17 protein-coding genes are annotated in these 24,308 nt (G+C 68.7%); 9 read left to right on the top strand and 8 right to left on the bottom strand.

Annotated features, from left to right (window positions below; all coding sequences use genetic code 11):
- The first annotated feature begins 2 nt into the window (after nucleotides 1–2).
- From nuoL to ABD732_RS17955, 5 genes are all read left to right on the top strand, one after another.
- The gene (nuoL, locus tag ABD732_RS17975; protein ID WP_344786067.1) at nucleotides 3–1,907 is read left to right on the top strand and encodes an NADH-quinone oxidoreductase subunit L; all 1,905 of its coding nucleotides are present in this window, start codon (nucleotides 3–5) and stop codon (nucleotides 1,905–1,907) included.
- Nucleotides 1,904–3,469: an NADH-quinone oxidoreductase subunit M gene (locus ABD732_RS17970; protein ID WP_344786065.1), complete on the top strand. Its 1,566-nt coding sequence runs from the start codon at nucleotides 1,904–1,906 to the stop codon at nucleotides 3,467–3,469. Before nuoL ends, ABD732_RS17970 begins: the two co-directional genes overlap by 4 nt.
- Nucleotides 3,466–5,154, top strand: a complete 1,689-nt coding sequence (gene nuoN / locus ABD732_RS17965) for an NADH-quinone oxidoreductase subunit NuoN (RefSeq protein ID WP_344786063.1) — start codon at nucleotides 3,466–3,468, stop codon at nucleotides 5,152–5,154. The genes ABD732_RS17970 and nuoN overlap by 4 nt, the downstream gene beginning before the upstream one ends.
- A gap of 99 nt (nucleotides 5,155–5,253) precedes the next feature.
- Complete coding sequence (locus ABD732_RS17960) at nucleotides 5,254–6,261, top strand: isopenicillin N synthase family dioxygenase (protein WP_344786061.1); 1,008 nt, start codon at nucleotides 5,254–5,256, stop codon at nucleotides 6,259–6,261.
- Nucleotides 6,262–6,426: 165 nt separating this feature from the next.
- Nucleotides 6,427–7,935, top strand: coding sequence for an alanine/glycine:cation symporter family protein (locus tag ABD732_RS17955; protein WP_344786059.1), 1,509 nt, complete (start codon nucleotides 6,427–6,429; stop codon nucleotides 7,933–7,935).
- A 10-nt stretch (nucleotides 7,936–7,945) separates the two neighbouring features.
- On the opposite strand, the gene ABD732_RS17950 is transcribed toward ABD732_RS17955, so the two are convergent.
- Together ABD732_RS17950 and ABD732_RS17945 are read right to left on the bottom strand one after the other, a co-directional pair.
- Nucleotides 7,946–8,965, bottom strand: a complete 1,020-nt coding sequence (locus ABD732_RS17950) for an LLM class flavin-dependent oxidoreductase (RefSeq protein WP_344786056.1) — start codon at nucleotides 8,963–8,965, stop codon at nucleotides 7,946–7,948.
- 46 nt (nucleotides 8,966–9,011) lie between these two features.
- Nucleotides 9,012–9,500, bottom strand: a complete 489-nt coding sequence (locus ABD732_RS17945; protein WP_344786111.1) for a nuclear transport factor 2 family protein — start codon at nucleotides 9,498–9,500, stop codon at nucleotides 9,012–9,014.
- A 95-nt stretch (nucleotides 9,501–9,595) separates the two neighbouring features.
- Between ABD732_RS17945 and ABD732_RS17940 the strand changes: the two genes are divergently transcribed.
- The 3 genes from ABD732_RS17940 to ABD732_RS17930 are packed head-to-tail and all read left to right on the top strand — an operon-like array spanning nucleotide 9,596 to nucleotide 14,300.
- Entirely contained in the window at nucleotides 9,596–11,497 is a 1,902-nt protein-coding gene (locus tag ABD732_RS17940) for a sphingolipid ceramide N-deacylase (protein WP_344786054.1), read from the top strand.
- Nucleotides 11,494–12,822: an MFS transporter gene (locus ABD732_RS17935; protein WP_344786052.1), complete on the top strand. Its 1,329-nt coding sequence runs from the start codon at nucleotides 11,494–11,496 to the stop codon at nucleotides 12,820–12,822. The genes ABD732_RS17940 and ABD732_RS17935 overlap by 4 nt, the downstream gene beginning before the upstream one ends.
- Complete coding sequence (locus tag ABD732_RS17930; RefSeq protein ID WP_344786050.1) at nucleotides 12,819–14,300, top strand: pyridoxal phosphate-dependent decarboxylase family protein; 1,482 nt, start codon at nucleotides 12,819–12,821, stop codon at nucleotides 14,298–14,300. The genes ABD732_RS17935 and ABD732_RS17930 overlap by 4 nt, the downstream gene beginning before the upstream one ends.
- Before the next feature lie 31 nt (nucleotides 14,301–14,331).
- On the opposite strand, the gene ABD732_RS17925 is transcribed toward ABD732_RS17930, so the two are convergent.
- From ABD732_RS17925 to ABD732_RS17905, 5 genes are all read right to left on the bottom strand, one after another.
- A complete protein-coding gene (locus ABD732_RS17925) occupies nucleotides 14,332–15,777 on the bottom strand; it encodes a wax ester/triacylglycerol synthase domain-containing protein (RefSeq protein ID WP_344786048.1) in 1,446 nt (481 codons plus the stop codon).
- On the bottom strand, nucleotides 15,767–17,275 hold the full coding sequence (locus ABD732_RS17920; RefSeq protein WP_344786046.1) for an HAD-IB family hydrolase: 1,509 nt from the start codon (nucleotides 17,273–17,275) through the stop codon (nucleotides 15,767–15,769). The genes ABD732_RS17925 and ABD732_RS17920 overlap by 11 nt, the downstream gene beginning before the upstream one ends.
- Nucleotides 17,272–19,542, bottom strand: a complete 2,271-nt coding sequence (locus ABD732_RS17915) for a glycerol-3-phosphate 1-O-acyltransferase (protein WP_344786044.1) — start codon at nucleotides 19,540–19,542, stop codon at nucleotides 17,272–17,274. Before ABD732_RS17915 ends, ABD732_RS17920 begins: the two co-directional genes overlap by 4 nt.
- Before the next feature lie 185 nt (nucleotides 19,543–19,727).
- The gene (locus ABD732_RS17910; RefSeq protein ID WP_344786042.1) at nucleotides 19,728–20,867 is read right to left on the bottom strand and encodes an acyl-CoA dehydrogenase family protein; all 1,140 of its coding nucleotides are present in this window, start codon (nucleotides 20,865–20,867) and stop codon (nucleotides 19,728–19,730) included.
- A 116-nt stretch (nucleotides 20,868–20,983) separates the two neighbouring features.
- Nucleotides 20,984–22,207, bottom strand: a complete 1,224-nt coding sequence (locus tag ABD732_RS17905) for a L,D-transpeptidase (RefSeq protein WP_344786040.1) — start codon at nucleotides 22,205–22,207, stop codon at nucleotides 20,984–20,986.
- 455 nt (nucleotides 22,208–22,662) lie between these two features.
- On the opposite strand from ABD732_RS17905, the gene ABD732_RS17900 reads away from it, so the two are divergent.
- On the top strand, nucleotides 22,663–23,835 hold the full coding sequence (locus ABD732_RS17900; protein WP_344786038.1) for an alcohol dehydrogenase catalytic domain-containing protein: 1,173 nt from the start codon (nucleotides 22,663–22,665) through the stop codon (nucleotides 23,833–23,835).
- A gap of 42 nt (nucleotides 23,836–23,877) precedes the next feature.
- On the opposite strand, the gene ABD732_RS17895 is transcribed toward ABD732_RS17900, so the two are convergent.
- Nucleotides 23,878–24,308 (bottom strand): CinA family protein (locus ABD732_RS17895; RefSeq protein ID WP_344786036.1); only part of this gene is annotated, 431 nt, incomplete at its 5' end.

The following is a 24,308-nucleotide window of genomic DNA, read 5'->3' as shown; positions in this document are numbered from 1 at the left end:
CGATGACGACCGGACCGTGGGCCGGGCTGCTGTGGTGCCTGCCGGGTCTGCCTGCGCTGGGCGCAGTGATCCTGCTGCTCGGCGGCCGCCGCACCGACCGGTGGGGTCACCTCCTGGCGACCGGGCTGGCGGGGGCGGCCGCAGTGGTGGCCGTGGCGAGCTGGATCGCGATGATCGGCCGCCCCGACGAGCAGCGCGCGGTGACGTCGGTCGGCTGGCGGGCGATCACCGCCGGCGACTTCCACGTCGACGCCGCCCTGCACCTGGACCAGCTGTCGATGTGCTTCGTCCTGCTGATCACCGTCGTGGGCACGGCGATCGCGATCTATTCGATCGGCTACATGGCGCACGACCCGCACCGCCGCCGCTTCTTCGCCTATCTCGACCTGTTCCTGGCGGCGATGCTGGTGCTGGTCCTGGCCGACGGCTACCTCGTCATGTACCTCGGCTGGGAAGGCGTGGGCCTGGCGTCGTACCTGCTGATCGGCTTCTGGCAGCACAAGCCGTCGGCGGCCACCGCGGCCAAGAAGGCCTTCGTGATCAACCGGGTCGGCGACTTCGGCTTCGTCATCGCCCTGATGCTGATGTTCTCGGCCTTCGGCTCGGTGGGCTTCGACGCCGTCTTCGCCGGGGCCGGGGCCGCCGGTGAGCAGACCGTCACCTGGATCTGCCTGCTGTTGCTGTTGGCCGCCTGCGCCAAGTCCGCGCAGGTGCCGCTGCAGGCCTGGCTGCTGGACGCCATGGAAGGCCCGACACCGGTGTCGGCGCTGATCCACGCGGCCACCATGGTGACCGCGGGCGTCTACCTGATCACCCGGTCCGCGCCGCTGTACGACCTGGCCCCGCACGCGCAGACGGCGGTCCTGGTGGTGGGCGCGGTGACCCTGCTGTTCGGTGCCATCATCGGCTGCGCCAAGGACGACATCAAGAAGGCGCTCGCCGCCTCCACGATGAGCCAGATCGGCTACATGGTGCTGGCCGCCGGACTCGGCCCGGCCGGGTACGCGCTGGCCATCCTGCACCTGGTCGCTCACGGCTTCTTCAAGGCCGGCCTGTTCCTGGGCGCCGGCTCGGTGATGCACGCCATGAACGACGAGACCGACATGCGTCGGTACGGCGGCCTGGCCCGGCTGATGCCGATCACCTTCGTCACCTTCGGCGTCGGGTATCTCGCCCTGATCGGGATCCCCCCGTTCTCCGGGTTCTTCTCCAAGGACGGGATCATCGAGGCCGCGCTCGGCGCCGGCGGGGTCCGCGGTCCCGTGTTGTTCTCGGTCACGGTGCTCGGCGCCGGGCTCACCGCCTACTACATGACCCGCGTGATGGCGATGACCTTCTTCGGTGAGCGCCGGTGGGTCGATCCCGAGTCGCGCCCGCACGAGTCGCCGCGGTCGATGACCTGGCCGATGATCGGCCTGGCCGTGGGGTCGCTGGGAGTGGGCGGTGCCCTGGCTCTCGGCGGCACCCTGCAGGACTGGCTCGCTCCCGTCGTCGGTGATCCCGGGCATCATGAGGGTCCGCTGCCGGTCGCCCTGGTCACCGCCATCGTGCTGGTGGTGGTCCTGGCCGGAGTGGCGATCGCCTGGCGCCAGTACGGCCGGGCGCCCGTTCCGGTCTCCGCGCCCACCCGGGTCGGTGCGCTGACCGCGGCTGCCCGCCGGGACCTCTACGGCGACGGTTTCAACGAAACCGTCTTCGAGCGACCCGGACGGCTGCTCACGCGCACCGTGGTCGCGGTGGAAGACGACGGCATGGCGCGGCTGCCCGACGAGATCGGCGCGGGCATGAGCGCGCTGTCGCGCCTCACCCGCGGACTGCAGACCGGCTACGTGCGGTCGTATGCGGCGTCGATCGTGGTCGGCACGCTGGTGATCGCCGTGGTGACCTGGGTGGTGAGCGCCCTATGACGCTCCCATGGCTCACCGTGCTCTGGCTGCTCCCGGCCGTGGCCTCGGTGGTGGTTCTCCTGCTGCCCGCGCAGCGGTCGGTGCTGGCCAAACAGTTGGGATTGGGCGCCGCCGCCGTCACCGCGGTGTGGGCGATCATCGTCGCCGTGCGCTTCACCCCGGGCGGCGGCCGCTTCCAGATGACCGAGGACGTCAGCTGGATCCCCGCGATCGGCGCGCGGTACTCGCTGGCTCTCGACGGGATCGGTCTGGCGCTGATCCTGCTGACGGCGTGCCTGACGCCGCTGCTGCTGCTCGCCGGCTGGCGCGACGCCGACGCTTCGGCCGCCCGGCGCGGCCCGGGGGCCTACGTGGCCCTGCTTCTGGCGATCGAATCGATGGTGCTGATCAGCTTCGTCGCCACCGACGTGCTGCTGTTCTACCTGGTGTTCGAGGCCATGCTGATCCCGATGTACTTCCTGATCGGCGGATTCGGGAACACCCCGAACGGCGGCATCTCCGATGCCTTCCGGTCGCGCGCGGCGGTGCGCTTCCTGCTGTACAACCTGTTCGGCGGCCTGATCATGCTGGCCGCGGTGATCGGCCTGTACGTGGTGACCGCGCGCAGCGGCGACGGCACGTTCTCGTTCACCGCGATCAGCGCCCTGGCCGCCGGCGACGGTCTGGACGCGTCCTCGACCACGGTGAACCTGTTGTTCCTGGGGTTCCTGTTCGCGTTCGCGGTGAAGGCGCCGCTGTGGCCGCTGCACAGCTGGCTGCCCGATGCCGCGGTCTCGGCGACCCCGGCCGGCGCGGTGATGATGATGGCGGTGATGGACAAGGTCGGCACCTTCGCCATGCTGCGGTTCTGCGTCGGTCTGTTCCCGGAGTCCTCGGCCACCTTCGCCCCGCTGATCTCGGCGCTGGCGGTGGTCTCGATCCTGTACGGTGCGATCCTGGCGATCGGCCAGACCGACGTGATGCGGCTGATCGCGTACACGTCTATCTCGCACTTCGGATTCATCGTGCTCGGCATCTTCGCGCTGACCAGCCAGGGCCAGAGCGGTTCGACGCTGTACATGGTGAACCACGGCATCTCCACCGCGGCACTGTTCCTGATCGCCGGTTTCCTGGTGACCCAGCGCGGCAGCCGCCTGATCGCCGACTACGGCGGCGTGCAGAAGGTGGCGCCGGTACTCGCCGGCACCTTCCTGGTGGCCGGGCTGGCAACGCTGTCGCTGCCCGGGCTGGCCCCGTTCATCAGCGAGTTCCTAGTGCTGATCGGCACCTATGTGCGCTATCCGGCCGCCGCGATCCTGGCCGCCTGCGCCCTCGTACTGTCCGCGCTCTACATCCTGTGGACCTACCAGCGCATGTTCGGCGGCCCGGTCCGCGAACCCGGGCCGATCCGCGATCTGACCGTGCGGCAGAAGGTGGTCGTCGCCCCACTGCTGGTGGCGCTGGTGGTGCTGGGCTTCTTCCCCGGCCTGATCCTGGACTTCATCGACCCGGCGGTGCAGTTCACGATGACCACCATCGGCCAGGTGGATCCGCCCGCGGCCGTCACCGGAGGTGAACGATGAGCACCGCCGTCCTGGCCGTACAGGCCCCGTCGATCGACTATTTCGCGCTGTCGCCGATGCTGATCGTCTTCGGGGCGGCGGTGCTCAGTGTGCTCGCCGAAGCGGTGCTGGCGATCGTCCCGGGCACGGCCGGTCCCGGTGCCGCGGCGGCCAACGCCCGCCGGCGACATCGCCTGCAGCTGACGCTGGCCCTGGGCTCGCTGGCCGCCGCCACCGCGATGCTGATCGCGGTGGCGTGTGCCGACGGCGCCACCGGAGGCGAGACCATGTCCGGTGCGGTGATCGTGGACGGTCCCGGGCTGTTCCTGCAGGGCACGGTGCTGCTGGTCTCGCTGGCCGCGGTGGCCTTCATGGGTGAGCGCCGGCTCGACCGGGTCTGGGCGCCGGTGCAGGTGCAGACCGCCGCAGGCACCCAGATCGCCGCGGGCGGCGGTGGCGGCGACGCGGACCGCGATCTGCCCGCCGATGCCTTCGCGCCGTCGGCGGCCACCGTGCCCGGCTCCCCCGACGAGCTGATCGCCGCGCGCGCCCACGCGATCACCACCGAGGTGTTCCCGCTGACCCTGTTCGCGGTGGGCGGCATGATGCTCTTCGGCGCCAGCGGCGACCTGCTCACCATGTTCATCGCCCTGGAGGTGCTGTCGCTGCCGCTGTACCTGCTGTGCGGGCTGGCGCGGCGCCGCCGGTTGCTGTCGCAGGAGGCGTCCCTCAAGTACTTCCTGCTCGGGGCGTTCGCGTCCGCGATCTTCCTGTTCGGTGCGGCCTTCGCCTACGGCGCCACCGGATCGCTGTCGCTGCAGGTGATCGGGCGGTCGATCGCCGACGGCTCCGCCGACCGCACCCTGGCCCTGATCGCCGTGGTGCTGGTGGTGGTGGGACTGCTGTTCAAGGTGGGGGCGGTGCCCTTCGGTTCGTGGGTGCCCGACGTCTACCAGGGCGCCCCGACCCCGGTCACCGCGCTGATGGCGTCGGCCACCAAAGTCGCCGCCTTCGGGGCGCTGCTGCGGGTGCTGCACGTGGCCTTCCCCGGACTGGAGCCCGACTGGCGCCCCGCGCTATGGGTGGTGACCATCGCCACCATGGTGATCGCCACCCTGATGGCGGTGACCCAGCGCGACATCAAACGCATGCTGGCGTACTCGTCGGTGAGCCACGTCGGCTTCGCGCTGACCGGCGCGATCACCCTCACCGCCGCCGGCACCGCGAGCACTCTGTTCTACGTCGCCGCGTACGCCTTCGCCGCCTTCGGCGGTTTCGCGCTGCTGTCGGTGGTGCGTGACGACCGCGGCCGCGAGGAGTCGGCGCTGAGCGCCTGGGCCGGGCTGGGCCGGCGGCGGCCGCTCGTCGGTCTGCTGATGTCGATGTTCCTGCTGTCCTTCGCCGGGATCCCACTCACCAGCGGCTTCATCGGCAAGTTCGTCGTCTTCGCCGCCGCCGGCGAGCAGGGTGCGTGGGCGCTGGTGATCGTGGGCGTGCTCTGCAGCGCGGTGGCCGCCTACTTCTACGTGCGGGTGATCGTGTCGATGTTCTTCGCCCCGGCACCGGAGACCGCGCCGGCCGTGCTCACCCCCAGTGCGCTCACCACCGTGCCGATCGCGGTCTGCGCCGCAGTCACCGTGTTCCTCGGCTTCTTTCCGCAGCCCCTGCTCGACCTCGCCGAGGCGGCTTCGGTCTTCCTGCGGTGAGCCGCATAGGGTGACCCTCACAAGGTGAGCCAGAAAGCGAGCCGCGGCGGGTGAGATGCCCCGGTAGGCCGTGGCCGCCGAGACGGAAGGAACGACGCCATGCCTCAGCCGCCCACCGGGCTGCCGATCGTGGACATGTCACTGCTCAGCGGTGACGACGACGCCCGCACCGAGTTCCGCACGGCCCTGCGCCGCGCCACCCACGAGTTCGGCTTCTTCTTCCTGACCGGACACGGCATCGATCGCTCGATCCGCGACCGGCTCTTCGACACCGCGCGCGACTTCTTCGCGCTGCCCGACACTCACAAGTTCAGCGTCGAAATGCTGGCCAGTCCGCAGTTCCGCGGCTACACGCGGTTCGGCGGCGAGTACACGCAGGGCGCCGTCGATTGGCGCGAGCAGATCGACCTGGCCGCCGAGTATCCTTCGCTCGGCGACGAGCCGCCCTATCTGCGGCTCGACGGACCCAACCTGTGGCCGCTGTCCCTGCCCGACTTCCGCGGGGTGATTCAGGACTGGCAGGGTCGCTGCAGCGCCTTGGGGCTGGAACTGATGCGGGAGTGGGCTCTCAGCCTCGGCGCGCCCGCGGACCTCTTCGACGCCGCCTTCGCCGACCGGCCGTCGACCCTGCTGAAACTGGTGCGGTACCCCGGCCAGGACGACGACGCGGCCGCCCGGCAGGGCGTGGGTGCGCATAAGGATCCGGGCGTGCTGACGCTCCTGCTGGTGGAGCCCGGCAAGGGCGGTCTGCAGGTGGCCCACGGCGACGACTGGATCGACGTGCCCCCGGTCGAGGATGCCTTCGTGGTGAACATCGGCGAGCTGATGGAGTACGCCACCGACGGCTATCTGAAGGCGACTCTGCACCGCGTGCAGTCACCCCCGGAGGGGACCGAGCGGCTGTCGGTGCCGTTCTTCTTCAATCCCGCGCTGTCGTCGACGATGCCGCGCATCGAGCTTCCGGCGGATCTGGCCGCCCAGGCCCCCGGTGTCACCGACGATCCGGACAACGTGATCTCGGGGACGTTCGGCGAGAACATGCTCAAGGCCCGGCTGCGCGCGCACCCCGATGTCGCCGCGCGTCACCATCCCGACCTCGTGGACTGAGTGAGGATCCCCTCCGGTGTGAAGTAGTCGTGTTACAGCTGGGTTATCCGGCCCGCGTTCTGTTTCCCTCCGGGGTGACGACCATTACGATTCCGGGAGCACGCATTCGGCAGCGGCCGAATCCACCAGCGTTGGGTGTCCTGGACACCGGAGAAGGGTCAGGCAGTGGATCGATTCAACGAGATTCTCGATTCGATAGCAGGGGTCGTCTGGGGCCCGTACGTCCTCATTCCGCTACTGCTCGGCACCGGCGTGTACATGACGGTGCGGCTGGGGGGCCTCCAGTTCACGCGTACCGCTGCTGCTCTCAATCTCGGTTTGATCCGGCGGCAGGACGAGGGCGCCAGCGGCGACGTCAGCCAGTACCGTGCTCTCGCCACCGCGATGGCCGCGACCATCGGCACCGGCAACATCGCCGGCGTCGCGACCGCGATCTCGCTGGGCGGTCCGGGTGCCATCTTCTGGATGTGGATGAGTGGCATCTTCGGCATGGCACTCAAGTACAGCGAGTCGATGCTCGCGGTGCGGTTCCGTGAGGTCGACGGCAACGGCAACCGGAACGGCGGTCCGCAGTACTACCTCACCAAGGGCCTCAGGGGGCGGTTCCTCAGCCCGCTCGGCGTGGTCCTCGCCTGGGCGTTCACCATCTTCACCATCATCGCGAGCTTCGGCATCGGCAACATGGTGCAGGCCAATTCGATGTCGGAGGCGATGAACGACACCTTCTCCATCCCGGACTGGTTCACCGGCGCCCTCGTCGCGATCATCACGCTGGTGGTGCTGGTCGGCGGTATCAAGAGCATCAGCAGCGCCGCCGCGCGGGTGGTGCCGATCATGATCATCATCTTCATCGTCGCCCAGGTATGGGTGCTCGCCGCCTTCGTCGACCAGATTCCGGATGCCATCGGGGCCATTTTCACCGACGCCTTCACCGGCAGTGCGGCCGCCGGCGGCTTCACCGGCGCAGCGGTGATCGCGGCGATCCAGTTCGGCCTCGCACGCGGCCTGTTCTCCAACGAGTCCGGCATGGGCTCGGCGGCCATCGCCGCCGGCGCCGCACAGACCAGCCACCCGGTTCGCCAGGGCCTGGTGTCGATGACCCAGACCTTCATCGACACCATCATCCTGGTGACACTCACCGCGCTGGTGATCGTGGTGTCCGGTGCGTACACCCAGACCGATGCCGCGGGCGAAGCTCTCACCGGCGTCCGTCTGACGTCCGCAGCGTTCAACGAGGGCCTGCCGGGCAACATCGGCGGCTACGTCGTCGCGCTCTGCCTGCTGCTCTTCGCGCTCACCACGCTGTGGGGCTGGTCGTACTACGGCGAACGCGCGATCGAGCGGGCGGTCGGCACCAGGGCAATCCTGCCCTTCCGCCTGGTCTGGGTGGTGATGGCCTTCGTCGGCGCGACGATTCCGCTGGCGACGGTGTGGACCTTTGCCGACATCATGAACGGCTTCATGGTGATCCCGAACCTCATCGGAATCCTGATCCTGTCGGGCCTGGTGGCACGCGAGACCCGGGCGTATCTGAAGTTCGACCCGAAGCTCCGTGCGACCCAGGCGGAGATCGACGAGCACTTCGCGGACGACCCCGACTATCAGCAATGGCGGACCCACGAGAAGCAGATGGATGTGGAGGCCGCGGCCGATCGGCGCCGTCAGTCGTCGTGACTCGCCGCTCTCACCGCCAGCCGAGCGCGGGCGCCACGTGAGTCAGCAGCGACTCGAGCACGTGGACGTTGTAGTCGACACCGAGTTGGTTGGGCACCGTCAGGAGGAGGGTGTCGGCAGCGGCGATCGCCTCGTCCTCCCGTAACTGCTCGACGAGCTGGTCCGGCTCGGCGGCGTACGACTTCCCGAACCGGGCGATGCCCCCGTCGATGTATCCGACCTGGTCCCGGTCGTCGCCGCGGAAACCGAAATAGGCACGGTCACGATCGTCGACCAGCGCAAAGATGCTGCGGCTCACCGACACCCGCGGCTCGAAGCCCCAGTCATGCTTGGCCCACTCCTCGCGGAACTGATGGATCTGCTCGGCCTGCAGCTGATGGAAGGGCACGCCGGTGTCCTCGGTCAGCAGCGTCGAGCTCATCAGGTTCATCCCCTGCTGCGCGGTCCACTCCGCCGTCGCGCGGGTGCCCGATCCCCACCAGATCCGCTCGCGCAGCCCCGGCGAATGGGGCTCCACCCGCAGCAGGCCCGGCGGATTCGGGAACATCGGCTGCGGGTTGGGCGCGGCGAATCCGTCACCGCCGAGCACAGTGAGGAAGTCGGCCGTGTGCGCACGGGCCAGGTCCGCGTCGGTCTGTCCCGCGGCGGGCTCGTACCCGAAATAGCGGTACCCGTCGACCACCTGCTCGGGCGATCCCCGCGATATGCCCAGCTGCAGCCGTCCGCCGGAGATCAGATCGGCGGCGCCGGCGTCCTCGGCCATGTACAGCGGGTTCTCGTAGCGCATGTCGATCACGCCGGTGCCGATCTCGATGCGCGAGGTCTTCGCGCCGATGGCCGCCAGCAGCGGGAACGGTGAGGCGAGTTGTCGTGCGAAGTGGTGCACGCGGAAGTAGGCGCCGTCGACGCCGATCTCCTCGGCGGCGACCGCGAGGTCGATCGACTGATGCAGGGTGTCGGCGGCGGTGCGGGTGTGCGAGCCTCGCCCCTCCGACCAGTGTCCGAATGACAGGAATCCGATGTTCTTCATACTGCCTGTAACCGTACCGCGGTCCGTTTTGTTCCAGGCGTCGGCCTCAGCCGTCCAGCACGCCCTCGGTGATCACTTCGTCGTCGGCGAGGGGGCGGGTGTGCGACCACGATTCGGTGAACCGGCACACCGACATCCGCCAGCGACCGTCGTCGCCGCGGACGTATTCGTCGTCGTACTCCCCGACCGCCAGCGTCTCGGTGCGCGTCACAGTGTTGAGTTGCCGGAACTGCAGCGACCAGCGGCCGCGCGCAGTTCCCGGGCCGGTGATCTCGATGTCCGGATGAGTGCCGTGGTGCATGTCCAGAACCGCGTACCTGCCGTCGATTCGGGCGCAGCCGTAGCGACGGAAGATCTCCACCATGGGCGCAGCGTCGTCGAAGCGGCCCAGTCGGCCGTAGTCGATCGCTGCTCCGTGCGGGATGAAGCAGTCGGCGAAGGTCTCCGGATCCTTGCCGTCGCAGGCGCGCCAGTAGCGGTGTTTGAGCGCCTTGATCTGTTCGACGGCCTCCAGTGCCGCCAGCCGGTCCTCCATGTTCGCGGTCACGCCCGCAGGCTACCGAGGATTCCTGCTCAGCGTGCGCCAAATACCCTCCACACCTGTAACAGGTTCTACTAGGCTCCTGCAGCATGGACCGATTTCGGGGGTCATCCCTCGTGCTGCGCGCTGCCGCCGTAGCCATCACCGCCATCTTGGCGGGCTTCCTCGCCGTAGCGATGCCGCCGGCGACCGCCGAACCCGCCGGCACCCCGGCCTACGAGTTGGCCGGCAACTGCTATCGCCTGGAGGGCGCCAAGATTCCCACCGGGCGCTACTACGCCAAGGCCGCGGCCCTCGGACAGTTCCTGTTCTCCGACACGTCCGGCCGGGTGCTCACCGCCGACGGCGGCAGCGCCGTCGCCCGCAAGGGCGTCTCCAACGACGCGATCTGGTCGGTCCGCCACGACGGCGACCGATACCGGCTCACCTCCGTCACGCATCGCGGGACCGTGCGCACCGTCGCCCTGACTCCCGCGCAGGGGTGCCGCGCCTTCCCCGAAGCCCAGCTGAACGTCGACGGCCCGGCGACCTCGGGCGTCGGCGCCGACGGAAAGCTGCAAGGCTTCGTCGACGGGCACGCCCATCTGATGGCAGAGCAATTCCTCGGCGGAGGCCTGCATTGCGGAAAACCGTTCAGCCCCTTGGGCATCACCGTCGCACTGAAGGACTGCCCCGACCACGGGCGTGACGGCTGGCCCGCGCTGAGCGAACACATCCTGTCCGAGCCGGGACCGCACAGCGCCGACGGGTGGCCCACGTTCGAGGGCTGGCCGCAGTGGTACTCGCTGACCCACGAACAGAACTACTACCGCTGGATCGAGCGCGCCTGGCGCGGCGGCGTCCGGTTGATCAACAACTACTACGTGCAGAACCGGATCCTCTGCGAGCTCTACCCGCTGGGCGACGAACCCTGCGACGAGATGGAGTCGGTCCGGATCCAGCACCGCCGCATGATCAAGTTCCAGGAGTACATCGACGCCCAGGCAGGCGGCCCCGGTAAGGGCTTCCTGAAGATCGTCACCAGCGCCGCCGAGGCGCGGTCGGTGATCGCCTCGGGCAAGCTCGCCGTCTCGCTCGGCATCGAGATCTCCGAGCCCTTCGGCTGCGGGATGATCAACGACGTCCCGCAGTGCAACCGCGCCGACATCGATCGCGGAATGGACGAACTCCAGCGGATGGGCGTGCGGCAGATGATCCTGACGCACAAGTTCGACAACGCCCTCGGCGGCGCTCACATCGACAGCGACTTCACCGGGCTCGCGGTACAGACCGGGCAACTGATCGCCACCGGTCAACCCTGGAAGACCGAGCCCTGCCGCAGCAAGCAGCGCGACCACCAGGCACCGTTCGACGCGCCCGGCCGCTGCAATGCGCGCGGTCTGACCTCGCTGGGCGCGTACGCGGTGGACGCGGCGATCAAGCGCCGCATGGTCATCGACATCGACCACCTGTCGGTGAAGTCGGCGTCCCGGGTGCTGGACATCGCCACCGCCCGTGAGTACCCGGGAGTGACGTCTTCGCATTCGTGGACCGATCCCACCAACTACCGGCGCATCCTCGGACTCGGCGGCGCGGTCGGCCTGTACGCGAGCGGGGCCGAGCCGGTACCCGGCGACAAGCACAGCGAGTCCTTCGTCGACGAATGGCGCAAGGTCCGCGGGGCCGCCGACGGCGCCGCGGTCGGCCTCGCCTACGGCGCGGACATGAACGGCCTCGGCAAGCAGGCGCCCCCGCGCCCGGGCGCCAAGCAGAATCCGGTGCGCTACCCGTTCCGCGCCGAGGACGGCACCCTGATGCACCGTCAGGTCTCGGGCACTCGCACCTTTGACGTCAATACAGACGGCACCGCCCACTACGGGATGATCCCCGACTGGATCCAGAGTCTGCGGCTGGCGGCCGGCAGTGACGGCGACGCGCTGGTGGCCGACATGTACCGGGCCGCCGCAGCCAAGACCCGCATGTGGGAGCGCACCGAAGCCTACGGCCGGTGACACCTGTGGTGTCGCGGAAGATCTCCCTCGGGTACGCCGCTGGCAGCGTCGGCACCGGCGCCTTCGCCGTGCTGCCCGGCCTGGTGCTCGCCTACTATCTGACCGATTCGCTCGGCGTGGGGGCGCTGCTCGCCGCGGTGGTCGTGGTGATCCCGAAGGCCATCGACGTCTTGATCAATCCGCTGATCGGTATCCGCAGCGACCGCGACGCCGGCCTCACCGGGCGACGAACACAGCTGATGAGCCTGGGCGCAGTGGCCATCGTTCCCCTGTTCGTCCTGACTTTCTGTGCACCCCCGGGCATCACGCCCGGATTCGCCGCGCTGTGGGTGCTGGTCTTCTACTCGCTCGCCGCAGTCGCCTACGGCTGCTTCCAGGTGCCCTACATCGCGCTGCCCGCCGAGTTGACCCCCGACTATCACGCTCGGACCGAACTGATCTCCACGCGAGTCGCCGTGCTCGCCATGACGATTCTGGTGGTCGGCGCTGGCGCACCGGCGATCCGTGATGCGCTCGGCGGCGGCGCGGTCGGCTACGCGACGATGGCCACCGCCACCGCCGTGCCGATCGGAGTGGGCATGGCGATCGCGATCCTGGTGCCCGGCCGCGCCGCCGCCCGCGTTCCCGACCCGGCCCTTCCAGTGGTGACCCACCACCCGCGGGACGGCTACCAGGCACTGAAGAACAACTGGCACTTCCGGATTCTGCTGTCGGTCTACGTGATTCAGGCATTGGCCACCGCCGTGATGCTGGCCGGAGCCCAGTACCTGGCGACCTACGTGCTCGACGACGATGCCGCGCTCACCCCGTTGTTCGTCTCACTCGTCGGGCCGGCGCTGCTGACGATGCCGCTGTGGCGGCGGGTGGGACGACGTTTCGGCAAGCAGCGTTCGCTGGTGATCGCAAGCGTGCTGTTCCTCACCGCCTCCCTGTCTCTGGCACTGGCGATCGCGACCCCCGGAACCTGGGTCTTCGTTCCGGTCGCCGCGTGCGGCATCGGGTATGCGGGCATGCAGATCTTCCCGCTCGCCATGCTCCCGGACGTGATCGACGAGCAGTCGGCGCACGTGGGCCGCGACCAGGGCGGGGCCCTGTCGGGACTGTGGACCGCCGGCGAAACCCTCGGGCTGGCAGCCGGTCCCGGGGTGTACCTGCTGGTGCTCGCCGGGAGCGGCTTCGTCTCCTCCACTTCAGGCGAGGTGGCCGACCAGCCACAGAGCGCGCTGGTCGGGATCTCGGCCGGCTTCTCGCTGTTGCCTGCCGGCCTGATCGCCGTCAGCCTCGCGGTGCTGTCCCTCTACCGCCGACAGGAGCAAGCGAAATGAGCCCTCACCGATCGACCGGCGACGTGCTGGCCGAACTCTCCCGACGACGTGCCACCGATGCGCCGACGCACGGCGGGCACGTGTTGTCGTACGTGTACGACTCCGGTCTGGCCGAACTCGACGAGCTCGCCGGCCACGCGGCCGCCCTGGTGCAGCCCGTCAACGGCCTGGACCCGACCGTCTTCGGTTCGGTCGCCACCATGGAACGCGACCTGATCACCTTCTCCCGCAACGCCTTCCACGACCCAGAAGCGGTCGGATCGGTCACCTCCGGTGGCACCGAGAGCTGCATTCTAGCAGTGAAGGCAGCCCGGGACCGCGCAGCTCTGCCGCCCGGCCGCGGAGCCATCGTGCTCCCCTCGACCGCCCACGCCGCCTTCGACAAGGCCGCACGACTGCTCGGCGTCCGCGCAATCCGGGTGCCCGTCGATCCCGTGACCACCCAGGTCTCGGCGTCCTCGATGGCGGCCGCGATCGACGATGAGGTCTTCCTCCTGATCGCCTCGGCGCCCAACTACCCCACCGGCGCCATCGACCCGATCGCCGCCCTGGGCGCCCTCGCTCTGGAACGGGGTCTTCCGCTCCACGTCGACGCCTGCCTGGGCGGCTTCGCCCTGGCCTGGTGGCCGGAACCGCTGCCCGCCTGGGACTTCCGCGTCCCCGGCGTCACCAGCATCTCCGCCGACCTGCACAAGTACGGGTACGCCCCCAAGGGGGCCTCGGTGATTCTGCACGCCGACCGCGACCGGCATCGCGCCGGCTTCTTCGCCACCACCGACTGGCCGGGCTACCCGATCGTGAATCCGACCCTGCTGGGCTCCCGGTCGGCCGCCGGCCTCGCCGCGGCATGGGCGATCACCGAGTATCTCGGTCCCGACGGCTACGCCGACCTGGTCGGCAAGGTCGCCGACAGCGAGGCCCGGCTGCGCGCGGCGGTGTCCCGGATCGACGGCCTGCGAGTGATCGGCGCACCGGCCGGACCGGTCTTCGCCGTCGTGGCCGATCAATCCGCCGCCGCCCCGATCGATCCGCACCGCTGGGCCGAGGCCGTCGCCGCGCAGGGCTTCACCCTGCAGGCGCAGCCCCGCTACACCCAGTCCGACGGCACCGTCCTCCCGGCGAGCACGCACTTCACCGTCACCCCGGTGACCGCGGCGGTGATCGACCAGCTGATCGAGGCGCTGCGCACCGGCGCCGAGGCGGCTCGCGGACTGCCTCCGGCGGCGGCTCCCGAAGCCCTGGCCGCTCTCGCCGGTGCCTTCGCCGACGGCTCGGTGACGGTGGACGATGTGCTCGGGTTGCCCTCCGAGGCCGTCGAGCAGGCGCTGTCGGGGGCGGGCATCGATCCGCACACCGACCCCTCGGGTGCCGCGGCTGCCCTGGACCTGCCGTCGATCATCGCGGCCATCGAGACGCTGCCGCGCCCGGTCACCGCCCGGATGCTCACCGAGTTCCTCGCCGCCTACGCGAACCCCTGATCGGATCCGGCCTGCCGTGCCGGGGGCGGGGTCAGATCACGCGCGTCATCCGCGGCAGCTCGGCGGCCTCCTCGTCGTCGTGATCGGCGGCGAGGTCGATCACCTCGTTGAACCCTTCCACCAGGCATTCGGCGAACAGTTCGGGGTCGGCGATCGCGGCGGCGTCGGAGTTCAGGCCCAGGCACGCGACACCGTTGTGGGTGATCATCGTCGCCATCACCCCGCAGCCGGGCAACGGACCGAACGGGTACATGCGCTCCACCCTGGCGCCGGCGACAAAGGTCTCCCACGGAATGCCGGGCACGTTGCTGGCCTGCAGGTCGTTCCCGGAGGTGGTGCCGCTGAACTGCGCCAGCAGCTGCCCGGGCATCCAGGCCAGCACCGGCCCGGCGGTGTTGAAGACGTCGACGGCGGGTTCGTTGCGTGCGGCCCGCACCTGCTCGCGGACGGTCAGCACCCGCTCGAAAGGGTCGTCGATACCGACCGGTCCGGCCAGCCGGCCCACCGCGATCCGATTGCCGCCGGCCGGATCGTCCGGTTTGCGCACCGAGATCGGGATCGCCACCGGGATGGCGTCGACCATGGTGTCCAGCCGCTCGTGGTACTTGCGGAAGCCGCCGATCAACCCGCCGAGGTAGACGTCGTTGACCGATGCCTTGGTGGCGGTCGCGGCCGCCTTCAGACTCACGAACGGCACCTCGAACGCGGTGAACCGCCACGAGCCGCTGCGGCCGGCCAGGAGTGGCGAGCCCGGCGGGCTGACCAGGCCGGCCACCCGCGGCACCGAGCGTCCGTAACGCAGCACCTTGCTCAGCGCGCGTTTCGGGTTACGCAGGGCCAGCACCCCTTCGAGCGCCTTCGACGCCAGCAGCGGGACCCGTTCCACCTCTTCGGCGAGCTGACGCCCGAGGACGTCCAGCGCGGACGGCTCGTCGACCTCCGGCGCGGGCGGCTGCGGTTTGTCCGGGATGGGGTCCCGGCTGGTCGAGTGCAGCTGGGCCAGGGCGATGATCGCCCCCAGTCCGTCGGTCAAGGCGTGGTGAGCCTTGAGGAAGTACGCCGCGGTGCCGTCGGGCAGCCCCTCGATCAGATAGCCCTCCCACGGCGGGCGCCGCGGATCGAGCGGTGTCATCGCCAGTTGCTCGCAGGTCTCCAGCAACTCGCGCATCGAGCCGTCACCACCGATACGGATGCGCCGCAGGTGATAGTGCAGATCGAAGTCGGGATCGACCGCCCAGCTCGGCGCACCGGCCGCCAGTGGCGCCTCGACCACCCGCTGCCGGAACCGCGGCGCCATCCGGCTGCCCCACTCGTGCGCGGCGACCAGCCGGTCCCAATCGGGAGTGCAGTCGTAGACCTCCAGCATGCTGATGGTGGAGCGCAGGTTCCGGTCGGTGTCCCCGCGCCACATCACGGTGTCCACCGGGCTCAGCCGCGACTCGGTGCCCCAATCGATGGGGCGGTCTTCACTGGTCATCGGCGGACTCCTGCCACTCGAAGGCCCGCATGGTGCGGGTCATCCGGCCGTCGTCGAAAGCGGTCACCGGCCAGTCCGCCAGCGCATCGAGGAACATCTGACGGACCTGTTCGGCGTGCTCGCCGACGGTCTCCGGCCGCCACTGCGAGGTGTCGACCGGCGGCAGCACCCGGACTTCCACGGTGCCGGGCTTGATCAGCTGGGAGCCGCGCCACATCACCTCGCCGGCGTTGCGCAGTACCACCGGCACCACGGGGACGCCGGCCTGCATCGCGATGTGGAACGCGCCCTTCTTGAACGCCCCGATCCTCGGTGTGGCCGACCGGGTGCCCTCCGGCGCCACCACCAGGGAGAAGTCCTCGTCCTGGATCTTGCGGACCACCGGATCCAGCTGTTCGATGGCCTTTCCGGCGTCGGCGCGGTCGATGAACACCACTCCGCCGGAGTCGAGGATCTGCCCGAACAGCGGCAGCTGGCCCACCTCCTTCTTCGCCACTCCGGTCGCGTCGTGACGGATCAGATGGATCATCACCGGCAGGTCCAGCTTGGACTGGTGATTGAAGACGAACACGCAGGGGCGTGCCGAGGTCAGGTACTCCTGACCGGAGAGGACGTCGACGTCGACGCCGGCCAGGGTGAGCCCCACGTCCAGGCCGGACGTGATCGACGACTGCATCACCGCCGTGCTGTCGTCGGACAGCAGCGACTTGCCGAACCCGACGGCCGCCCCACCCAGGAAGGTGCCGTAGAAGGCGCCGGTCCGCAGCAGCATGCCCAGCTTGTTGTACGTCGGATTGCGCAGGTCCAGGATCGGCCAACCCTTGGCCTCGGCGACGCCGCGCAGCCCCTGCTGCGGGGACACTGCGGCGGGGTGCCCGACGGACTCCAGATAGGGCACGTCCTCGTTGCCGTCGCTGTAGGCGAAGGACGCATCCAGATCCAGATCCCACTCCCGGGCCAGTCTGCGCACCGCCGCGGCCTTCCCAGGCCCCCACAGCGGCCGGCCCAGCACCCGGCCGGTCACGATCCCGTCCACCACCTCGACATCGGTCGCCAACGCGCGGTCGGCGCCGATCTCCTTGGCGATCGGCTCGATCTGGAACCGGGTGGCCGACGACGCGATGACGATGCGGTGTCCGCGCGCCCGGTGCGCCCGGATGATCTGCCACATCTGTGGGCGCAGCTTCTCCGCCGTCACGTTCTTGAACAGCTGCTCACCCATGTAGAGGAGCTCGTCGTAGGTCTTGCCGGCGAACGCCGGGCGCGTGGCCTTGAGGACTTCGGCGTAATCCTGCTCGGAATAGCAGCCGCGCAGCCCGATCATCAGGCCGTCGACCAGCTCCCCCGCCGTGAAGTCCAGGCTGCGGACCCGGGCCCGCAGGATGTCGGCGGCCGAGAACCCGTCGATCAGCGTGCCGTCGTAGTCGAAGAAGGCACACACCTTGTCGCCGGCGGGTGCCGAGCGGATCTCGCGGAGCCGGTCCGCCAGCGCGCTCACAGCTCGGCCTCCACGCGTTCGGCCGAGGCCTGTTCGGCTTCGATGGCCGCGATCACCGACAGGCGACGGCGCATGTCCTCGACCTCGGCGAGCCACTCCCGGCGCGCACGGTCCTGTTCGTCGGCCGGGCCGTCGCCGATGGCGCCGCGGTTCTCCGCGAGTCGGTAGGCGCCGTCGTACAGATCCTTGGACACCGAGTCCTTGCTCGCGATGATCCCCTGCAAGGTCAGTTGCCGGCCCAGTCCGAGACAGTCCATCAGTACCGTTTCCTTGTCCAGCGGCTCGCCGCCGAGCGTGGTCAGCTGCTGGGCCACCACCAGTTGCGCGTCGAAGAAGGTCTGCAGGGTGCGGCGGGCGAAGAGCTGGCCGGCACTGGCCAGCAGTGCCGCGTGCACCCACTCCTGCGTCGGTTCGACGGTCCGCCATTCCCGCGTGATCAGATCGAGCTCTGCGCCCAGGCGGTGCAGGAACTCTTCCTTCGCCGGGAAGAAGAACTCGAACTTCAGCAGATCGCGGATGCGCAGGGCCTCCTGCTGGGACACCGCGAGCAGCGCCCCGGGCTCCGGGCCGTCCCCGTTGTCGGCCGCCTGCACCGCGCCTTCGGCCACGGCCACCATGCCCAGTTCGACGATCGCGCGGTCCACGAAGTGGTGCAGGGCCCCGTTGCGGTAGTAGGCGGCCACCGCGTGGTTTTCCGGCGCGATCGACCACACGTCCTCGGGTCCGCCGGCGAAGATCTCCAGCACACCGGCGTCGGTCAGCTCCGACAGCGTGTTGAGCAGTCCGAGGCCGCGACACAGAGCCGGGTCCGGGCCGGGCAGGCCGCGCTCGGTGATGTAGGTCAGCAGCGGCGCCAGGATCGCCTCGATCTCAGCCGCGGTGTAGGCGCGGTCGGCGGCGCCCAGCAGCGCGAAACCTGCCAGGGAGGTCGCCGAAATCGGTGTGGCGGCGTTGATCTCGTCCATCACCTTGAAAGCGACCTTCTCCAGACGGACCCGGCCCTCCCCTGATTCGGCCAGCGCCTCGCGCAGCGAGAAGGGCTCGCCGAAGCGCACGCGGGCCTCACCCCGGTGAACCCGCTGACCGCGCGCATACTTCAGCAGCCATTTGAGGTCCTCGGGCCGTTTGGTGCCGCCGGCCGATTCCTGTGCCATGGCGGCGATCTCGGGCAGTTGGTCGTAGACGATCGACGTCGGTACCACGGTCACGTCGGCGTCGTCGAGCCGTTCCACCGCATCGGCCACATAGGCCAGCAGGCCCAACATAGGCGGCCGCAGCTTTCCGGTCCGGCTGCGTCCGCCCTCGATGTACCACTCCAGATTGAACCGCTTCTCTACGATGAACGTCAGGTACGAGCGCATCGCCAGCTTGTAGACCGGATCCGAGCCGAACTGGCGGCGGATGAAGATGGTGCCCGCCCGCTGGGCGATCGGCCCCATCGGCCAGAACGCGAGATTGTTGCCGCCGAGCACCAGGTTGGGCGGGAAGTCGTGCTGGTGGAGCACGCCGGAGAGCACCAGCGAATCGACGTACGAGCGGTGCGAGGGCAGAAAGATCAGCGAGCTGGACTTGTTCAGGGTGCGCAGCCGGCCCAGGGTGTCCAGATCCACCGACACCGTCCACGCCCGCTCGTACAGGCCGCTGAAGGTGGAGGTGAAGACGTCGCGCATCAGCCGGCTCTGGGTGGCCACGAACGAGCTCATCTTGTCGGTGGCCTCCTGGGCCACCGAGGCGGCCGGGCGGCCCAGTTCCTCGGCCAGCGCGGCGACCGCGTCCTGGAACCGGGCCGAAGAGCTGATCTGCTCGGCCACCAGTCGCGGCACCTTGTAGCGGTCGCCGACGAGTTGCAGTTCGGCGCGCTCGGCCGCCAGCGCCGCCTGCATGCCGACGAAGGCTTCGAACGATTCGCCCTTGGCCTGCTTCACCTCGTACCGCTCGGAGAGCTCGGCGATGGTGGCCGAGGCGCCGGCGACCACCCGCACGCGATCGGGGTGACGTTTGCGGATCTGCGGCTGCCGGAACGCCGGGGGGCGCCGCGGATTGGACAGCACCACCGCGTCGGCCAACGACACCCGCCGCTCCCCGCGGCGGATCGGCGGAAGCCAGACCACGCGGGCCGGGATCAGCTCGGTGTCGGGGAGCAGACGCTCGAAATCGACCTGCGACAGCCTCAGCACCCGGGCGGCGGGGTGATTGGTGCCCGCCCACTCGTTGATGACCTGCCATTCGCAGTCGGTCCGCACATCCGCCAGCACGATCGCACCCACGATGCCTCCGATTCTCGTCCGCTCACCCGGCTCGCACCCGAGGGGCGCCGCCCCTCAAGTGTGGCTCATCACACCGCGGACCGTCCCCCACTCGCGCGCATCGTGCTCCGCTGCCAGCGAACGAAAACCGGGGCCGGCCATCTCGCGATGGCCGGCCCCGGTCGATCAATCGAACTCGACGCGACTCACAGGGAGCGCGAGATGATCTCCTTCATGATCTCGTTGGTGCCGCCGTAGATCAGCTGCACCCGGTTGTCGGCCCACAGGCGGGCGATCGGGTACTCGTTCATGTAGCCGTAGCCGCCGAAGAGCTGCAGGCACGTGTCGGCGGCCTTCATCGCGGTGTCGGTGGTCCAGTACTTGGCCATCGCGACGGTCGGGATGTCCAGCTCGCCGCGCAGGTGCTTCTCGATGCAGTCGTCGACGAACACCCGGCCGATGTGCGCGTCGGTGGCGACCTCGGCGAGCTTGAACTTGGTGTTCTGGAAAGCGAAGATCGGCTTGCCGAAGGCGGTGCGGTCCTTGGTGTACTCGATCGTCTTCTCCAGCGCGATCTCCATGCCGGCCACCGCGGCCACGGCGATGATCAGCCGCTCCTGCGGCAACTGGGTCATCAGCTGGATGAAGCCCAGCCCTTCTTCCTCACCCAGCAGATTCGACTGCGGCACGCGCACACCGGAGTAGTTCAGCTCGGCGGTGTCCTGCCCCTTCATTCCGACCTTGTCCAGGATCCGGCCGCGGCTGAAGCCCTCGCGGTCGGTCTCGACCAGCACCAGCGAGATGCCCTTGGCACCGGCGCTGGTGTCGGTCTTGACCACGGTGATCACCAGGTCGGCCTGACCGCCGTTGGTGATGAAGGTCTTGTTGCCGTCGATCACGTAGTCGTCGCCGTCTTTGACGGCCTTGGTCTTGACGCTCTGCAGGTCCGAGCCGGTGCCCGGCTCGGTCATCGCGATGGCGCCGACCACTTCGCCCGAGGCGAGCTTGGGCAGCCAGTGCTTCTTCTGCTCCTCCGAGCCGTAAGCCAGGATGTAGTGGGCGATGATGCCGTTGTGCAGGCTCTGGCCCCACGACGAGTCGACGACGCGCGCCTGCTCCTCGATCAGCACGGCCTCGTGGGCGAAGGTTCCGCCGCCGCCACCGTATTCCTCCGGAATGGACATGCAGAGCAGGCCCAGTTCGCCGGCCTTGTTCCACAGGTCACGATCGACGTGATGCTGCTCGAGGTAACGCTCGCTGTTCGGCGCGATCTCCTTCTCGCAGAAGGCTCGAGCCATGTCGCGCAGTGCCGTCAGTTCTTCGGTCTCCCAGGACGGTTTGGCCATGGAGTGGTGCCACCTATCTAACTTGTTCGAGGGGTTCTCGCCGATCCTAACCATTGACCGATGTAAAGGAATCGACCGGCCCCGTGCGGGGCCGGTCGATTCTCGTACGGTATGGGTCAGCTGTTGCTGGTCGCGTTGCCCTTGGACCAGGTGGACCACGGAATGTTCCAGTCCCCGAGGCCGTCGGTGCCCGACAACGTCTCGCCGCCGGTGTTCTTCACCGTCACCGGGTCACCCCGCAACGTGTTGCGGACCAGCCACTGCGCGTCTGCAGGACTCAGATTCAAACAGCCGTGGCTGGTGTTGGTGTTGCCCTGTGCCCACATCGACCAGGGGGCTCCGTGCAGATAGATGCCGCTGTAGGACATCTGCACCGCCCAGTCCACCGGGGTCCGGTAGCCCTCGGCCGCGCTCGTCGGGACGCCGTAGGTGGACGAGTCCATGATGATGTGATCGACACGGTCGCCGATGGTGTAGATCCCGTTGGGGGTGTCGTGGCCGGGCTTGCCGAACGACGTCGGCATGGTCCGGATGACCTCGCCGTCCTTCTTGATCACCACGGTCTTGGTGTTGTCGTCGGCGCTCAGTTCCATGGCGCGGCCGACGGTGAAGTTGGAGGAGACGTTCTGCTCGCCGAACAGCCCGTTGCCCAGGTTGATGCCGTAGGTGTTCACCTCGATCTTCACCTTGGTGCCCGGCTTCCAGAAGTGCTCCGGCCGCCAGCGGACCTCACTGGGGCTGATCCAGTAGAAGGCGCCCTGCACCTCGGGGGTGCTGGTGATCGTGATGGCGTCCTGCGCGGCCTTGCGGTTCGGGATGGCCTCATCGAAGCGCACGCCGACGGCCTGCGCGATGCCGACGGTCTCGCCCTTGCCCGGGGAGATGTACGCCTGCGTCAGGTTGTTCGGGGCCTGAGTGGTGAACGACTGGGTGGTGGTGGTCTTACCGCCGACGCCCACGGCCTCGGCCTGCACCGTGTACCGGCGGTCGTAGCCGAACGGCTCGTCGCTGGTCCAGGTGGCACCGTCGTCGCTGAGGACGCCCTTGACCGGGGTGCCGTCAGCCTTGTCGATGTTGACGCCGGTCAGTGCCCCTTCAGAGGCGTTGACCACGATCGGAAGGCCAGGCTGGACGCCGACGGCATCCTTGTCGAGCGGCTTGCCTCCGTTGTCGGTGACCGAAATAGCCGGCTTGACCATGTCGGCGAACTCACCGGAAGCGCGGACCTGATCGCTGTACCCGCTGCTGCAAGAACTGAGCGCGACAGTCGCGACGACCAGAGCACCGACCGCCACTGCCTTGCTGAAGGCGCGACGATCCCGCAAACGACTGAACCCCATGATGCTCCAAACTGAACCCGGGCCTCGGCGTGAGGCCCCGCCTAAGCGGACCGGTCTCCCGATTCACACGTCATTGTAGGGAACGGCGCCGGTTGACGCATTTCCACCGCACCCGTCCCGACCCGCGTACGAACGACTGCTCCCAGAATACACAAGCGCGTCCCTGCGCTGCCAAACCTCGAGTCCGGAATCACATCCATGTGATTCTTCGTATTCGCAGGTCACACAGAACTCGGATCCGTGGATGCTTCGCTACGGCGAGCTATGGGGCACTTCGTCCCCGGCAGACGTCGCCGCCGGATAGTGGCTGAGCCGGGACGACCTCTACTCGGGCGACTGATCATCCTGAAGTCGAGGGTTGAGTGCAGTAAACACTCCACCCCGCGCAGGACGTTTGAACTTCTTCGAACGCGGGCATCCAGGACGGAATCGCCCGCAACTCGAAGGAGACATCGATGCGAGCCGTCACATGGCAGGGCAAACGTGACGTTCAGGTGGAGAACGTCCCCGATCCCAGGATCGAAGAGCCCACCGATGCCGTCATCGCCGTGAGTTCGACGAACATCTGCGGCTCCGATCTGCACCTCTACGAAGTCCTCACGCCGTTCATGCAGCCCGGCGACATCCTCGGGCACGAGGCCATGGGGACCGTGGAGGAGGTCGGATCGGACACTGGCGATCTATACGTCGGCGACCGGGTGGTGGTGCCCTTCCAGATCTCCTGCGGCAAGTGCTACATGTGCGATCTCTCCCTGTACACGCAGTGCGAGACGACACAGGTGCGGACGCAGGGGACGGGCGCGGCGCTGTTCGGGTACTCGAGCCTGTACGGATCGGTGCCCGGCGGTCAAGCGGAGTATCTCCGCATCCCGCAAGCGCAGTTCACGCACATCAAAGTGCCCGACGGCCCGCCTGACAGCCGATTCGGGTACCTGTCCGACGTGCTGCCGACCGCGTGGCAGGCCGTCGAATACGCCGACATCCCTGACGGAGGCTCCGTCACCGTCCTGGGGCTCGGCCCGATCGGTGACATGGCGGCCCGTATCGCCGCGCATCGCGGGGCCCGCGTATTCGGTGTCGACCGCGTGCCCGAGCGGCTCGCGCGCGCCGAGGCTCGCGGAATCGAGATCGTCTCCTCCGAGGCCGACGTCGCCGGCATCATCGCCGACAAGACCGACGGCCGCGGGTCGGATTCGGTGATCGACGCGGTCGGCATGGAGGCGCACGGCTCGCCGGCCACCAAGCTCCTGCAACAGACGGTGAGCATGCTCCCCGGCCCGGTAGGACGATGGATCAACAACACCGCGGGGCTGGACCGCCTGGCCGCGCTGCACACGGCATTCGACGTGGTGCGCCGCGGCGGCACCGTATCGATCTCCGGCGTCTACGGCGGAGCCGCCGACCCGATGCCCATGTTCAGGCTGTTCGACAAGCAGATTCAGATCCGCATGGGCCAAGCCAACGTGAAGCGGTGGACGGATGCGATCATGCCGCTCCTCACCGACGACGATCCCCTGGGGGTCGACTCGTTCGCCTCGCACGAACTGCCGCTGGCCGATGCCCCGGACGCCTACGCCCGATTCCAGGACAAGTCCGACGGCTACGTCAAAGTGGTCCTCAAACCCTGACCGGAATCCTTGCCGAGCCGAATGCGCGACCTCGCCGGGTGGTCACCGGCCGGCACCACAGATGTGTTCGACGAAGATCCGGAGCGCGCGGATCAACGTATCCGCAAGGATCAGTTCCGGTTCACCGTCGAACTCATGGCGCGCCGCCGTGACCTCGCCGCAGTCGTAGACGCCGAACCACACGGTTCCCGGTGACTGCTCCTGCCCCTCAGGTCCGGCCTCGCCGGTCACCGCGACCACCATGTCCGCTCCCAGCAACTCTGCGGTGCTGCTCGCCATCGCGCGCGCCGAGGCCTCCGACACCACCGGGCCCGGCGGTACTCGCAAGAGGCGGTGCTTCACCTGCTCGTGGTAGGCGACGATCCCGCCGCGGAACCACTCGCCGGAGTTCGGAGCACGGCTCAGCTGAGCGGCTATGTCGGGCTGTTTCGATTTCGTTCTGACGGGGCGCGCTGATGGGGCCGCTGTGGCGG

Source organism: Gordonia caeni, from assembly GCF_039537105.1.
Lineage (GTDB): Bacteria > Actinomycetota > Actinomycetes > Mycobacteriales > Mycobacteriaceae > Gordonia > Gordonia caeni.
This window is presented reverse-complemented; position numbering and strand designations above follow the sequence as displayed.

What these genes read in the sequence shown, in the direction of transcription:
- nuoL (WP_344786067.1), top strand. Translation starts at nt 3, where the DNA reads ATGACGACCGGACCGTGGGCCGGGCTGCTGTGGTGCCTGCCGGGTCTG.
- ABD732_RS17970 (WP_344786065.1), top strand. Translation starts at nt 1,904, where the DNA reads ATGACGCTCCCATGGCTCACCGTGCTCTGGCTGCTCCCGGCCGTGGCC.
- nuoN (WP_344786063.1), top strand. Translation starts at nt 3,466, where the DNA reads ATGAGCACCGCCGTCCTGGCCGTACAGGCCCCGTCGATCGACTATTTC.
- ABD732_RS17960 (WP_344786061.1), top strand. Translation starts at nt 5,254, where the DNA reads ATGCCTCAGCCGCCCACCGGGCTGCCGATCGTGGACATGTCACTGCTC.
- ABD732_RS17950 (WP_344786056.1), bottom strand. Translation starts at nt 8,965, where the DNA reads ATGAAGAACATCGGATTCCTGTCATTCGGACACTGGTCGGAGGGGCGA.
- ABD732_RS17945 (WP_344786111.1), bottom strand. Translation starts at nt 9,500, where the DNA reads ATGGAGGACCGGCTGGCGGCACTGGAGGCCGTCGAACAGATCAAGGCG.
- ABD732_RS17940 (WP_344786054.1), top strand. Translation starts at nt 9,596, where the DNA reads ATGGACCGATTTCGGGGGTCATCCCTCGTGCTGCGCGCTGCCGCCGTA.
- ABD732_RS17930 (WP_344786050.1), top strand. Translation starts at nt 12,819, where the DNA reads ATGAGCCCTCACCGATCGACCGGCGACGTGCTGGCCGAACTCTCCCGA.
- ABD732_RS17925 (WP_344786048.1), bottom strand. Translation starts at nt 15,777, where the DNA reads ATGACCAGTGAAGACCGCCCCATCGATTGGGGCACCGAGTCGCGGCTG.
- ABD732_RS17910 (WP_344786042.1), bottom strand. Translation starts at nt 20,867, where the DNA reads ATGGCCAAACCGTCCTGGGAGACCGAAGAACTGACGGCACTGCGCGAC.
- ABD732_RS17905 (WP_344786040.1), bottom strand. Translation starts at nt 22,207, where the DNA reads ATGGGGTTCAGTCGTTTGCGGGATCGTCGCGCCTTCAGCAAGGCAGTG.
- ABD732_RS17900 (WP_344786038.1), top strand. Translation starts at nt 22,663, where the DNA reads ATGCGAGCCGTCACATGGCAGGGCAAACGTGACGTTCAGGTGGAGAAC.